This window comes from Methylobacterium sp. 2A, assembly GCF_009806555.1.
Lineage (GTDB): Bacteria > Pseudomonadota > Alphaproteobacteria > Rhizobiales > Beijerinckiaceae > Methylobacterium.
In genome coordinates, this window is sequence record NZ_VUOK01000054.1 from 39,883 (window position 1) to 54,026 (window position 14,144).

The following is a 14,144-nucleotide window of genomic DNA, read 5'->3' on the forward strand; positions in this document are numbered from 1 at the left end:
TCAGCGCTCCAGGATATAGGTGCCGGGGGCGTCCTGAAGGGGCGCGTAGCCCTGCTCCGGCGCACCCATGGCGGGCGGCGGCTGGTCTCGGGGACCGGACTGGGCGTCGAGCCACGCCAGCCACGCGGGCCACCAGGATCCCTCCCGCCGCTCGGCCGAGGCGAGCCATTGCTCGGGGCCGACATAGTGGCCACCGGCGGGGCGCCGCTGAATATGGAAGCTCCGATGCGGGTGGCCGGGCTCGCTGACGATGCCGGCATTGTGGCCGCCCGTGGTCAACACGAAGGTGATCTCGCCCTCGTTCAGGAGGTTGATCTTGTGGACCGAGCGCCAGGGCGCGACGTGGTCGGTCTCGGTCGCGACGACGAAGAAGGGGAGCCGAATGTTTCCGACGGAGACCGGGGCACCCGCCACAAGCAGGCGGCCCTCGGCCAGCTCGTTCCGCAGGAACATCTTGCGAAGATACTCCGCGTGCATGCGCGCAGGCATGCGGGTGGCATCCTCGTTCCAGGTCATCAGGTCGTTGGCGTGCTCCTGTTCGCCGAGCCAGTAGCTCCTCACGACCCGCGACCAGATCAGATCGCGCGAGCGCAGAAGCTCGAATGCGCCGGCCATCTGCCTGCCATCCAGGTAGCCCTTGGAACCCATGACGTCCTCCAGGAAGGACACTTGGTCTTCGGTGGTGAAGAGCTGCAGCTCGCCGGCTTCCGTGAAGTCGGTCTGGGCGCAGAACAGAGTCACATCCTTCAGCCGGGTATCACCGTCGCGGCTCATCGCTGCTGCGGCGACAGAGAGCAGCGTGCCGCCGAGGCAGTAACCGCAGGCGTGAACCTTCGCGCCGGGCCGGATCGCGCTGACCGCGTCGAGCGCCGCCATCAGGCCGTTCGACCGATAGGCATCGAAGGCCGTGTCGCGCAGCTCCGCGCCGGGGTTGCGCCAGGAGATGCAGAACACCGTATAGCCCCGTTCGACCAGATATCGGACCAGAGAGTTGTGCGGGGACAAGTCGAGAATGTAGTATTTCATGATCCAGGCCGGCACGATCAGCACCGGCTCGGGATGAACCGTTTCCGTCTGGGGCGCGTACTGGATCAGTTCGATCAGCGCGTTGCGGAACACGACCTTGCCCGGGGTGATCGCCAGGTCGCGGCCGACCTTGAGGCCGCGGTCACCGCCCTCAGCCGCCCAACCACAGAGCTTCGCGAGGTCGCGCAGATAGTTGCCGGCCCCGTCCACGAGGTTGCTGCCGCGCTTCGCCTGCGTGACCGTCAGGATCTCGGGGTTCGTCCACGGCAGGTTGGACGGGGCGAAGACGTCCATCCACTGGCGGGCGGCGAAGTTCACGATGCGCTCGCTCTCCGGGCTGACCCCCTGCAGCCCGGTCGTGGCTCGTTCCACCCAGCCCTGCGCGAGCAGGAAGGCCTGCGCCAAGGCGGCGAAGGGCGCCGCTTTCCACTGCGGGTCGGCGAAGCGGTGATCGCCCGGACCGGGCTGCACCGCCGCGTCACCGAACAAGCCTGTCCAGAATCGCAGCACTGTTCTGGCAGCGTCGGAGGCGAGTTCCACCCGGTGAAAGGGGGCATTGGCCATGTGCACGGCCCAATCCACCGAGGCCAGCCACAGCGCGTTGGGCGAGCAACCCTGGGTCAGCCGACCCTCCGCGGCATGGAAGGGGCGGTCCAACGCGGCGCATGATGAAGCGAGGCCGGGTGGCACGATGCCCGCAGCGATAGCGGCGGCATCGAACGCTCGTCCGAGCGGCCTTGGGACATCCGGGCCTGCGACCTCGATCGGCGCGGTATCCCGCTGGGAAGGGTGGCCGCCATCGTCCATCTGGTGCGATCCCTCGTGGCTGACGGCGATCCGATAGGCGTCCGCCCGAGGCAAAGCCTTGACGGAGATCAAACGGCCGCCCGTTCGGGAGCCCTCCGATCTGCCGGACCTCCGCGCCGTATGCTGTCAGGCGCGGGGCGGCTATCGCCGCGACGTGGGCGGGCGGCGCTGTCGGACATCCGCGGATGGTCGTCCCGGCAACGCCGCCGGGACCGCCACGGCCCTGCGCACGGACCGGCTCCCGCACAGAGACGCGCGCGTGCGGCGGGCGGATACGGCGTCCTCCCTTCACGGGCCGGATTGATCCTGATCAATGAAGCGAACCGCGCCGGCCTGACAAGGATCGACGCAGCCGGCACCGGGGGCGGAACCGGGTCATCTCCCATCGAAGAAGAGCCCATGAACGCGAGGCACACGACGCGCCCACCGATGCGGCGCGCACCAGGAGCGGTGGCATGAGCCGGACCAGCCCACTCTGCGCGATCGTGCTCGCCGCCGGCGTCGCCGCCGGCACATCATCGCCCCCGTTGCCCGCCTTGGGACAATCGCGCCTCATGCAGCTGATCGACAGGCTGCGCGGTGCCACGATGCCGGAGGGCATCGCCAAGACCAACGGGCGCATCGAGGCGACCCAGGTCGACGTCGCGGCGAAGTATGCAGGGCGGCTGTCCAAGGTGCTCGTCAACGAGGGCGACGAGGTGCGGGCGGGCCAGGTCGTCGCCGTCATCTCGGCGCCCGAGACGGAGGCACAGTTGCGGGGCGCCCAGGCCCAGGTTCTGCATGCCAAGCAGAGCCGCGCGGAAGCCGTCGCTCTGATCGCTCAGCGCAACAGCGACCTCATCTTCGCCGCCGCCGACCTCGATCGCGGCAAGGAGCTGGTCGGCAAGGGCTTCATGACCAAACAGATCTTCGACCAGCGCCAGGCCAGGGCGGACGCCGCCAGGGCGGGGCTCGATGCAGCCGTGGCGCAGCGCGAACAGGCCGATTCCTCCGTGCAGAGCGCGGAGGCCGAAGTTCAGCGGCTGGAAGCCATGCTGGTGGATCTCGTGCTGCGGGCGCCGCGCGATGGGCGCGTGCAGTACAAGCTCGCGCAGGAGGGCGAGGTGGTGGGTGCCGGCACCCGCATCCTGACGCTCCTGGATCTCAGCGACGTCTACATGACGATCTACCTGCCGGCGGGCCAGGCCGGCCCGCTCAAGCTGAACGACGAAGCCCGCCTCATCCTCGATCCGGTCCCGCACTATGTCGTGCCGGCGACCATCAGCTTCGTGGCGGCCGATGCCCAGTTCACGCCCAAGACGGTGGAGACCGCGGACGAGCGCGAGAAGCTCACCTTCCGCGTCAAGCTTCAGATCGACCCGAAAGTTCTGAAGACCTACCACGACCGCGTGAAGACGGGCGTCCGCGGCATGGGCTTCGTCCGGACCCGATCCGACGTGCCATGGCCGGACGACCTCGCCGTGAGGCTGCCATGACGGCGGAGGCCGCCGCCCGGCTCGACCGCGTCTCGCATCGCTACGGCGACACGGTCGCGCTCGACGACGTGTCGCTGTCGTTGCCTGCCGGCCGCATGGTGGGAATCATCGGACCCGACGGCGTCGGCAAGTCGACGCTGCTGGCGCTCGTCGCCGGCGTGCGCCGGATCCAGCAGGGCCGCGTGCTGGCGCTCGACGGCGACATGGCGGAGGCGCGCCACCGCGGCGCCGCCTGCGCGCGCATCGCCTATATGCCGCAGGGTCTCGGCCGCAATCTCTACCCGACCCTCAGCGTCCTCGAAAACATCGACTTCCACGGCCGGCTGTTCGGCCAAGGTTCGGCCGAGCGGCGCGCGCGCATCACCGCGTTGCTCAGCGCGACGGGACTTGGCGCCTTCGAGGATCGCCCGGCCGGGAAACTGTCGGGCGGCATGAAGCAGAAGCTCAGCCTCTGCTGCGCGCTGATCCACGATCCCGACCTTCTGATCCTCGACGAGCCGACCACGGGGGTGGATCCGCTCTCGCGGGGGCAGTTCTGGGACCTGATCGGGTCGATCCGGGCGCGGCGGCCCGGCATGGGCGTCCTCGTCGCGACGGCCTATATGGACGAGGCCTCGCGCTTCGAGTGGCTGGTCGCCATGGACGGCGGCACGGTCATCGCCTCCGGCACCCCCGCGGAACTCCTCGCCAAGACCGGTAAGCCCGATCTCGAAGCCGCCTTCATCGCGCTTCTGCCGGCCGAGAAGCAATCCCAGCACCAGCCCGTCGTGCTGCGCCCGCGGCCGCCCGAACACGGCACGGCGCCGGCCATCGAGGCCGAGCACCTCACCCGGCGCTTCGGCAGCTTCACGGCCGTGGACGACGTCAGCTTCCGGATCGGCCGTGGCGAGATTTTCGGATTCCTCGGCTCGAACGGCTGCGGCAAGTCCACGGTCATGAAGATGCTCACGGGTCTCCTGCCCGCCTCGGCGGGAACCGCGCGCCTGTTCGGCCGCCCCGTCGGCGGGACCGACATGGAGACACGCCGCAACGTCGGCTACATGTCGCAGGCCTTCTCGCTCTACAACGAGCTGACGGTCCTGCAGAACCTCGAGCTGCATGCTCAGCTCTACCATCTGCCGCCGCAGGACATCCCGGTCCGGATTGCGGAGCTCCTCGACCGCTACGAACTCCGCCCGGTGAGTCATGCGCATCCCGAGAGCCTGCCGCTCGGGATCAAGCAGCGGTTGCAATTGGCGGTCGCGGTGCTGCACCGGCCGGCCATGCTGATCCTCGACGAGCCCACCTCGGGCGTCGACCCCATCGCCCGCGACGCGTTCTGGAGGACCTTGATCGATCTCTCGCGCAACGAAGGGGTCACCATCTTCCTGTCCACCCACTTCATGAACGAGGCGGAGCGCTGCGACCGCATCTCGCTGATGCATGCCGGCAAGGTCCTGGCCGTCGGTACCCCGGCCGAGCTGGTCCGGGCGCGCGGCAGCGCGTCGCTCGAGGATTGCTTCATCGACTACTTGGCCGAGGCAGCCGGCATCGACCGGCAGGCGCCCGCCGAGACGACGACCAACCCACCTCCGGCCCGCATCGCGCCGCACCGGCGCGGATTCGATCCGCGTCGGCTCTGGGCTTATGCGCGGCGTGAGACGATGGAGCTGTTGCGCGACCCGATCCGCATCGCCTTCTCGCTCATCGGCCCCGTCATGCTGATGCTGGCCTTCGGCTACGGCATCTCCTTCGATGTCGAGAACCTGCGTTTTGCGGCTTTCGATCAAGACAACAGTCCGGAAAGCCGGCACTTGATCGACGCCTTCACCAGCTCGCGCTATTTCAGCGCGCAGCCGCTCATCCACAGTCAGGGCGAGCTCGACCAGCGCTTCCGCAGCGGCAGCGTCCAGATCGCCGTGGAGATCCCCCCCCGCTTCGGCGCCGATCTCCAAGCACGCCGGGTGCCGGACGTCGCCATCTGGCTCGACGGCGCGATGCCGTTCCGGGCCGAGACGACCAGAGGCTACGTCACCGGGCTGGCGACCCAATACCTTGACCAATTGTCCCGCGACGGACGGGAGACCCGATCGGCCGGCGCCAGCGTGAACGTGGAGACGCGATTCCGCTACAATCAAGCGTTCAAAAGCGTCAATGCCATGGTGCCCGGCATCATCATGCTGTTGCTCGTCCTGATCCCCGCCGTCATGTCCGCCGTTGCGGTCGTGCGCGAGAAGGAAACCGGATCGATCGCCAACTTCCGGTCCACGCCCGTCACCAAGTTGGAGTTCCTCGTCGGAAAACAGCTGCCCTACATCGGCATCGCCATGATCAGCTTTGTACTGCTGGCGCTGATCTCGCGGTTCATATTCGATGTCTCCGTCAAGGGGTCGCTCCTCGCCCTCGTTCTCGGCACGCTCCTCTATGCCGCGGCGACAACCGGCTTCGGCCAACTCATTTCGACGTTCACGCGCACTCAGGTCGCGGCCGTCTTCGCGACGGCGCTCCTGTCGGTGATCCCGGCTGTGAACTTCTCCGGGCTTCTGGTTCCGGTCTCATCGCTCTCGGGAGGAGCGCGGCTGATCGGGCTCGGGCTGCCGCCGGCCTGGTACCAGCCGGTCACGACCGGCACCCTCGCCAAGGGGCTGTCGTTCCTGGAACTCGGGCCCAACATGCTGGTGCTGACAGGCTTCGCGCTTCTGTTCCTGATCCTGTCGCAGATCCTCCTGCGCAAGCAGGAGGCATAGGATGACCCAGATCGCTGGGGCTGCCTCGGCCGTCACCCCGCTGTTCCGCTCACGGTTCAGCACCCATGCCGGAAACGTGGTTCGCCTCGTCATCAAGGAATTGCGCAGCATCCGGGCCGACCCGGTCATGCTGTTCCTGGTCATCTATGCCTTCTCGCTCGCCATCTACATGGTGTCCTCGAACGTACCCATGGAAGCCAGAGACCTGACGGTCGGCGTGGTGGATGAGGATCGGTCCGATCTGTCGCGGCAGATCGCGAGCGCCCTCAGGCCGCCGCTGTTCAAACAGGTCGTGTCCCTCGCACCCGCCGAAGTCGACGCGGCCATGAATTCCGGCCGAATCGTCTTCGTGCTCGACTTCCCACCGCAGCTGCAAATGGACCTTCTGTCCGGCCGGCCGGCCGCCGTTCAGCTCGAAGTGGATGCCACCGCCATGACCCAGGCCGGCAACGGCGCGGTCTACATCCAATCCATCATAGCCCAGGAGGTCGCCAAATTCGCAGCCGGCCGCGACCTCCCGATCTCTGCTCCGATGCAAGTGGTGATGCGCGCCAAGTTCAACCCGAACCTCGAGTCGAGCTGGTTCACCTCCGTGACGCAGGTCATCAACAACATCACGCTCCTCACGGTCATTCTGACCGGGGCGGCGCTGATCCGGGAACGCGAACAGGGCACCGTGGAGCATCTGCTCGTAATGCCGCTTCTGCCTATCGAGATCATGCTCGCCAAGGTGGCGGCCAACGGGCTCGTGATCCTGGTCGCGGCGGGACTCTCACTGGTGCTCGTCGTGGAATGGTGGCTCGGAGTTCCGATTGCCGGCTCTCTCGCCCTCTTCCTGGTCGGAACCGGCCTCTACGCCCTGGCCGTGGCGGCGCTCGGCATCCTGCTCGGCACCATCGCAAGCTCCATGGGGCAGTTCGGCCTGCTTGCGATCCCCGTGCTGCTGCTGATGCAACTGCTATCGGGCAGCAGCACGCCCATGGAAAGCATGCCGGTCTGGCTTCAGTATGTGGTGCAGATTGTCAGCCCCACGCCGCACTTCGTCGCCTTCGCCCAAGGCGTGCTCTACCGCGGCGCCGATCTCACCATCGTATGGCCGCCACTGCTCGCCCTCGCGGCGCTGGGCAGCGTCTATTTCACGGTCGCGCTCGCCCGCTTCCGCAACGTGATCTTCGGGGACTGACCTGGGGTGGAAAAATCCGTGTTCGGTCCCGGTGTGGGGTGTGACGGATTGAACCTGAAGCGTTCGGGCTCTTTCGTCCAGGTCCGGCAAATGAACTCGTCGGGTGTGAGGCCGCGCAGGGTTTTGAGCCGGCGGCCGGCGTTGGAGGCATCCGCGAACAGTTGCAGGTGCAGCGGGAGCTCGTCATGGCAGCGCTTGACCACGGCGCCCTTGATGGTGCGGCTCATCCTCTCGACGTCGCCGTTCGTCCATGGGCAGCGCGGCTTGGTCAGGTGATGCTCGATCGTCGTCTGTGAACCGCTCCGGGTTTCCCGGAGGCTCCAATTTCTGAGAGGATGGAGCCGCGACGAAGAGAACGAGCCCGTTTTCCCCCGCGCTGCGCGAGCGGTTCGAATGGCGCGCGCAGGTGAGCGATCAAGGGTCGCAACGGTCCGCGATCTTGGTGGCCCAGCCGGACATGGAGTGGAACATATCGGCCGAGAGGGGCAGGTCTGCCGCCTTGACGACCGCCTTGGCGACCACCTTGGGCTCGCCGTTGTCGATGGCCTCCAGAGCGCGGCCAGCGCATCGGCATGCTCCAGGATCAGGTCTCCGATCCGGAACAGCAGGGGGCCGCGGGCGGAAAATGTCCTCATGGTGGGCGGGATGGTCGGAATGTCGGCTCGGACGTTCATGGCTCGGTGTCTTCCCGTTTTCATCGTCGACCGGAGCGAGGGCGAAGCCGCGAGGCCGCCGCCTCTGTGCGGTGTATAAAATCGGATATACCGGTTCCGCGAGGGGCAACCGCGTTTGCGCATGTGGGTGGCGCACGGGGGTTGGTAGGCACGCGGTGCGATCGAGGAAGGACGTGATGGCCCGGCTCAGCATTCGGATCGACTTGGCACCCGACAACCGCGTCGGCCCGGGCAAGGTGCAACTCCTCGAGATGATAGCGGAGCACGGCTCGATCAGCGCTGCCGGGCGTGCACTCGGCATGTCGTATCGCCGGGCCTGGCTGCTGATCGAGGAGATGAACAAAGGGTTTGGTCAGCCCGTGGTCGAGGCGCAGATCGGCGGCAAGGCCGGTGGCGGCGCCCGGCTGTCGGCCTTCGGGGCCGATCTCGTCGCGCATTACCGCGCGATCGAGCGGGCGGCCGAGCGGGCGGCGGCGCCGTTTCTGGCGCGCATCGCCCTATCGGCGCACAGCGGGGCCTGAACGCCTCCCCGGCCGAGCGGTGCCCTACGCCCGTCCGTGCGCCGGCTTTCGGCCGGCCTCATGGTTGATCGATGTATCACATCGGATATAACGATCGGTGCGGTCCGGATCACCCAGTCGCCTGCCGACGATCTGCCGCTCGACATGGGCCGGTGCCGGCGGAGATCGGCGGCCGAGGGGAAGTCACATGCCGCTCGTGACGCAGGTGCTGGGCGATACGAGCGCGGACGGAAACCGCATCCGCCTCCAGATCATCGTGGACGATCATGAGGTGAACGCGATCGTCCTGTGCCGCGACGACGTACAATCCGTGGCCGGGTTGCTGATCGCGTTGGGCGCACAGGCTCTGACTCGCCGCGGCTCGGACCAGGCGCCGGCCCTCGCGTCGGCCCGAATCCTCCCCGTCGATCTCATCACCCTCGGCGGCGACGAGCGCGACGGGCCCGTCCCGGTCTTCGGCGTCGGGGCGCCGGCGCTGGCTTTCGATCTCGCGCGCGATCGGCTGGCGGAGTCGGGGCGCACATTCCTCACCGCCAGCGCGCGGACGGCCGAGTTCGTGAACTGACTTGGCACGGAAGAGGAGGCGGCGTTCCATGCTCGCGCGGCATCTTCACTTCTTCGTGGCGCTCGCCCGCGAGAAGCATTTCGCCCGTGCCGCCCAGGCCTGTAACATCACACAACCGACCCTGTCGGCCGCGATCCGAAAGCTGGAGGAAGATCTTCAGGTTCCGCTGGTCGTGCGCAGCCAACGTTATCTCGGCCTCACGGTCGAGGGCGAACATCTGCTCGCCTGGGCCCGGCAGATCCTGATCGACTACGACAGCCTGCGCGAGGACCTTTCCGGCCTGCGGGGGGGATTGCGCGGCGTGCTGCGCCTCGGCGTCGTGCCGGCGGCGATGGGTGCGGTCGGCCTCCTCACGGTCCGGTTCCGGCAATTCCATCCGGAGGCCGGTGTCGAGATCCGGTCGCTCTCCTCGCGCGAGATCCAGCGCGCGCTCGACACTTTCGAGATCGAGGCCGGGCTGACCTATCTCGAGAACGAACCTCTGGAACGCGTGCGGCGTGTCCCACTCTACCGAGAGGGTTACGTCCTGGCCATGCGCGCCGACCACCCCTTCGCCCAGCGCGAAACCGTGACCTGGGCCGATGCCGCCGGATGCACGCTCTGCCTCCTAAGCGAGGACATGCAGAACCGCCGCATCCTCGACGGCCTCGCCGCGTCCCTCGGCCTTCGGCTGATGCCGGCGGTGACCAGCAATTCATTCCTCGGGATCTGCGCGCATCTGCGCCAGGGCGGCTTCGCCAGCATCGTCCCGCACACCTTCCGCCATCTGTTCGGCGGGACGGCCGACCTCGTCATGCGCAACTTGGTCGAGCCCGCACACCGCCAGTCGGTCGGCCTCGTCCTGTCCGAGCGCGACCCGCTGCCACCCATGGCCGCCGCCCTGTTTCGGATCGTCCTCGATGCGGATTGCGACATGGCCCTGGCGGACCTCTCCGAACCGTCGTGAAGGACGTCTTCAGACCGAACGCGAACCGATCGAGCGCGACATCACGGCTGTGCGGGACAGGATCCTGACCGTGACGCGCGCCGGATGATGGCCGCCTGTATGCGGCCTTCAAGATCCGAAGGCAGGCAAGCCCCGGCCTCGGGCGACAGTATCTGGCGGATCCGCTGGCGAGACCACAAGATCTTCGCGCCCTGGCCAGGCCTTGAGCGCAAACGCAATTCCGTCTGGCAGCGCGCCCGATTGGCGGACATCCGGCGCCGACCGGGCCTGGAATGCATGATCGACTGTTTCGATCATGCAATTCGGAAAATCAATTTGCTTCGACTTGGGTCGAACGGGCAGATGTCTCTGCACCGCTGCAGTCGAGACAAGAATCGTTCTCACGAAGTGCGTGCGGGGAAAAGTCCGGTCTCATCGAATCTGCGAAGAAGCGGCCTCAAGCCGCTTCGCCGGTCGTCCTCATTTTTCTTCGAGCAGAGGGAAGCATCATGGCCAAGATCGTTCTCGTCCTCTACGACGATCCCATCGATGGAATGCCGAAATCCTACGCCCGCGACGACCTGCCGAAGATCGAGCGCTACTCCGATGGCCAGACACTGCCGACCCCGAAGGCCATCGACTTCCAGCCGGGGCACTTGCTCGGCAGCGTCTCAGGTGAACTCGGTCTGCGCCCCTACCTCGAAGGGCTTGGCCACGAGCTGATCGTCACCTCTTCGAAAGAAGGGGAGGATTCCGTCCTCGATCAGCATCTGCACGACGCCGAGATCGTAATCTCTCAGCCGTTCTGGCCGGCCTACATGACGAAGGAGCGCATCGCCAAGGCGAAGAAGCTCAAGCTCATTGTCACCGCCGGCATCGGGTCGGACCACACGGACCTCGATGCCGCGAACGCGCACAACATCACGGTCGCGGAAGTGACCTTCTGCAACTCGATCAGCGTCGCCGAGCACGCGGTGATGATGATCCTCGGACTCGTCCGCAACTACATCCCCTCCTACCAGTGGGTCCTGAAGGGCGGCTGGAACATCGCCGACTGCGTCGCCCGCTCCTACGACGTCGAGGGCATGCATGTCGGCACGGTCGCCGCGGGCCGCATCGGCCTCGCGGTGCTCAAGCGCCTCAAGCCGTTCGACATGCACCTGCATTACACCGACCGCCATCGGCTGCCGGAGAGCGTCGAGCGGGAACTGGGCCTGACGTGGCACGCCAGCCGCGAGGAGATGTACGGTGTCTGCGACGTCGTGACCTTGAACTGCCCGCTCCATCCGGAGACGGAGCACATGATCAACGACGAGACCCTGAAGCTGTTCAAGCGCGGCGCCTACCTGGTCAACACCGCTCGCGCCAAGCTCACGGTCACCGATTCGATCGTGCGCGCCCTCGAGTCCGGTCAACTCGCGGGCTACGCCGGCGATGTCTGGTTCCCGCAACCGGCGCCGAAGGACCATCCCTGGCGGACCATGCCGCATCACGGCATGACACCGCACATCTCCGGCACCTCGCTTTCCGCCCAGGCGCGCTACGCGGCCGGCACGCGCGAGATCCTCGAATGCTACTTCGAGGGCCGTCCCATCCGCGACGAGTACCTGATCGTTCAGGGCGGCAAGCTCGCTGGCGTCGGCGCCCGCTCCTACAGCGTGAACGACGCCGGCAAGGAGCAGTTGGCCAAGGCCTGACGGTCAGCATCCCAAGCCAAGCAGCCGGCCCGCCGTGGCGGCCGGCTGCCCCACCGTCACGCGGGGATCGGGAACCGACGAAGAAGCGCGAAGACTTCGCCGGGACGGCGTTGGAGTTGTCCCGCTCTGGTGGAGCGGTGGAACGGTTGCGGGTCAGGGTTCGGCGAGCCTCTCCTGGTCGTAGCGGGCCGGTGAGCGATAGCCGAGCGCGGGGGGCAGGCGCACGGGGTTTGAGATGCCCGCGATGAAGCGGCGGGCTTGGGCGGAGGGATCGAAGGCGCGGGTGAGGTCGGTTGGGTCGCGTCCAGCGCGGACAACTCAACCACTGGGCGGGGGAACTCGGGAGCGCAGGGTGGGCGTGTCTGAGGCATGGAGCGCACCTCGTGCCGAAAGCCTGCAGGGCTCCACGAGACCGGGTCAGCTCCAACTCCACCGATCACGCTCGAAAGCGGACATCAGCTGTGGTGTCGTGTTGCGGCAATGACATCGCGGCCCGACTCACGCCGGACCGACGACATGCCGGCGGGATCATCGCTCAGGTTGACCAACCGATACTGCCCTGCATGCGCGCCTCGCGCCCGCGCCCGCCAAAAACAACGCTCTGCGACGCGGCATTCGGATCCGAGCGTAATCTGTTGCGAATCCTGGCACGCAGGATTTCGATCCGGTTGCGCCAGTTCGCCACCTGCGCGGCCTGCGATGAGATCGCCTGTCCCCCTTCCGAAAGATGGGCGGACGGCACCCGGGTAGCCGAGACGCCGACTCGTCGCACACGCGTGATCAGGACTTGACGCGCTTTGGAATTGGACGTCCGCGGCAGGCGGCCCGGAATTGCTGGCGCGAGAGACCGTGCATATTGCGCCGGTCGGCCTGCTGCGTGCAGGCCATCTTGCGGTCGGCTTTGTTCAGTTCCTTGGTACCCGTGGACGGCACGTCCGTCGGAGAGGGTGCGGTGTAGCTCTGCGCAAGACCCGTCGTCGACAGCGCAACGGATAGAGCAAACCCAAGACCCAGCCGACGCATCATACCCCTCCGCATGCTGGTTATGGCCAAGCAATCGTCGCGCCAGTGTCGCTTGCCCGGCGCCGCGTTGCGCGCGGGAGGCCGGGCCTCGGCGCTTCGTCAGGGGTAGCGGAGCGGATCGTTCGGACGGCGTGCGTCGTAGACGCATTCGCCCGCCACCCAAGTCGCCCGAACCGTCCGATGATCGCCGAGCGTCATCAGCACGAACAGGAGATCCTCGATGTCCCGGCAGCTTCCGGTCCGAAATCCGAGCAGCGGGGTAGCCGCGAGGTCGAGGACGCAGAGATCAGCCTCGAAGCCGTCGGCGATGCGCCCGATCCGGTCGTCGAGGCGCAGGGCTTCGGCGCCGCCGAGCGTCGCGAGCCAGAAGGCGCGCAGCGCGTCGAGCTTGGTCCCGCGCAGGGCCGCGACCTTGTAGGCGTCGCCCAGCGTCTTGAGCAGCGACAGGGTCGTGCCGGCGCCGACATCCGTCCCGAGGCCGACGCGCACCGGCCGCCGGGGATCGAGGGCATCGAACAGCCGGAACAGGCCGCTGCCCAGGAATCCGTTGGAGGTCGGGCAATGGGCGATCGCCGCGCCTGCGGCGTGGCAGGTGCAGAAATCGTCCTCGCTCACGTGGATCGCGTGGCCGAAGACGCTGCGCGGACCGACGAGGCCGGATTGGGCATAGACGTCGAGGTAGCTCGCCCGGTCCGGGAACAGGTCCATGACCCAGGCAATCTCGTCGGTGGTCTCGCACAGATGGGTCTGGAGGAAGAGCCCGTCATGCTCGCGCAGGAGCGCACCGGCGGCGTCGAGCTGCGCCGCCGTGCAGGACGGCGCGAAGCGCGGGGTGACCGCGTAGAGCTGCCGCCCGCGACCGTGCCACCGCGCGATGAGCGCCTTGCTCTCGTCGTAGCCGCGCTGCGCCGTGTCCAGGAGGGCCTCCGGCGCGTTGCGGTCCATCAGGACCTTGCCGGCGATCATCCGTGTGTTGAAACGCTCGGACTCCGCGAAGAAGGCCTCCACGGAACCGGGATGGACCGTGCAGTAGACCACCGCAGTGGTCGTCCCCGCCCCCAGGATCTCGCGGAAGAACAGTTTCGCAACCCGCTCCGCGTGGACTTGATCCGCGAATTCCAGCTCGGCCGGGAAAGTGTACTTGCTGAGCCAGGTGAGCAGCTGCTCGCCGTACGAGGCGATCATCTGCAGCTGCGGATAGTGGACATGCGTGTCGATCAGCCCCGGCAGGATCAGGGCATTCTCGTAATGCGTGATCGGGACGCCGGGCGGAACCCGATCGACCGTGTCGCTGTAAGATCCGAAACTCGTGATCCGCCCGTCCTCGATCAGGATGAGCGCGTCCTCGACATGGTCCAGGCATCCCTCGGCCAGGAACGGGTTTCCGGACAGGCTCGCCGCGCGGCCGCGCAGGGCGCGGCACGCCGATCCCGCGGGCTTGGGCGTGGGGTCGGGCCTCACAGACATGCCGCGTGCACGATGCGCACGCACGCCGGAGCGACGGGCAGCGCCGCGGCCGCGC

11 protein-coding genes and 1 pseudogene are annotated in these 14,144 nt (G+C 67.2%); 7 read left to right on the top strand and 5 right to left on the bottom strand.

From position 1 onward, the window contains the following. Positions 1–1,833: an alpha/beta fold hydrolase gene (locus FVE89_RS23715; RefSeq protein WP_160536730.1), complete on the bottom strand. Its 1,833-nt coding sequence runs from the start codon at positions 1,831–1,833 to the stop codon at positions 1–3. 455 nt (positions 1,834–2,288) lie between these two features. Between FVE89_RS23715 and FVE89_RS23720 the strand changes: the two genes are divergently transcribed. Genes FVE89_RS23720 through FVE89_RS23730 form a run of 3 tightly spaced genes read left to right on the top strand, consistent with a single transcriptional unit; the run spans position 2,289 to position 7,217 of the window. After that, positions 2,289–3,308 carry an HlyD family efflux transporter periplasmic adaptor subunit gene (locus tag FVE89_RS23720; protein WP_160536731.1) on the top strand — a complete coding sequence of 340 codons (1,020 nt, stop codon included), beginning with the start codon at positions 2,289–2,291 and terminating at the stop codon, positions 3,306–3,308. Further along, entirely contained in the window at positions 3,305–6,034 is a 2,730-nt protein-coding gene (rbbA, locus tag FVE89_RS23725; protein WP_160536732.1) for a ribosome-associated ATPase/putative transporter RbbA, read from the top strand. The genes FVE89_RS23720 and rbbA overlap by 4 nt, the downstream gene beginning before the upstream one ends. A 1-nt stretch (position 6,035) precedes the next feature. Further along, entirely contained in the window at positions 6,036–7,217 is a 1,182-nt protein-coding gene (locus tag FVE89_RS23730) for an ABC transporter permease (protein WP_160536733.1), read from the top strand. Here FVE89_RS23730 and FVE89_RS23735 read toward each other — a convergent pair. Then, positions 7,166–7,504 (bottom strand): annotated as a pseudogene (locus FVE89_RS23735) (hypothetical protein); the annotation flags it as partial. The gene FVE89_RS23730 and the pseudogene FVE89_RS23735 overlap by 52 nt on opposite strands. 563 nt (positions 7,505–8,067) lie before the next feature. Between FVE89_RS23735 and FVE89_RS23740 the strand changes: the two are divergent. From FVE89_RS23740 to FVE89_RS23755, 4 genes are all read left to right on the top strand, one after another. Then, positions 8,068–8,412, top strand: coding sequence for a winged helix-turn-helix domain-containing protein (locus FVE89_RS23740; RefSeq protein ID WP_160536734.1), 345 nt, complete (start codon positions 8,068–8,070; stop codon positions 8,410–8,412). Between the two features lie 196 nt (positions 8,413–8,608). After that, positions 8,609–8,977, top strand: a complete 369-nt coding sequence (locus FVE89_RS23745) for a hypothetical protein (RefSeq protein WP_210254068.1) — start codon at positions 8,609–8,611, stop codon at positions 8,975–8,977. A 28-nt stretch (positions 8,978–9,005) separates the two neighbouring features. Then, a complete protein-coding gene (locus tag FVE89_RS23750) occupies positions 9,006–9,923 on the top strand; it encodes a LysR family transcriptional regulator (protein WP_160536736.1) in 918 nt (305 codons plus the stop codon). A 488-nt stretch (positions 9,924–10,411) separates the two neighbouring features. Further along, positions 10,412–11,599, top strand: coding sequence for an NAD-dependent formate dehydrogenase (locus tag FVE89_RS23755; RefSeq protein ID WP_160536737.1), 1,188 nt, complete (start codon positions 10,412–10,414; stop codon positions 11,597–11,599). Positions 11,600–12,134: 535 nt separating this feature from the next. Here FVE89_RS23755 and FVE89_RS23760 read toward each other — a convergent pair. The 3 genes from FVE89_RS23760 to guaD all read right to left on the bottom strand — a co-directional run bounded on the left by FVE89_RS23760 (position 12,135) and on the right by guaD (position 14,089). Further along, the gene (locus tag FVE89_RS23760; RefSeq protein WP_160536738.1) at positions 12,135–12,341 is read right to left on the bottom strand and encodes a hypothetical protein; all 207 of its coding nucleotides are present in this window, start codon (positions 12,339–12,341) and stop codon (positions 12,135–12,137) included. Between the two features lie 38 nt (positions 12,342–12,379). Beyond that, complete coding sequence (locus FVE89_RS23765) at positions 12,380–12,625, bottom strand: hypothetical protein (protein WP_160536739.1); 246 nt, start codon at positions 12,623–12,625, stop codon at positions 12,380–12,382. Between the two features lie 96 nt (positions 12,626–12,721). Beyond that, positions 12,722–14,089: a guanine deaminase gene (guaD, locus tag FVE89_RS23770; protein WP_160536740.1), complete on the bottom strand. Its 1,368-nt coding sequence runs from the start codon at positions 14,087–14,089 to the stop codon at positions 12,722–12,724. Between the last annotated feature and the right edge of the window lie 55 nt (positions 14,090–14,144).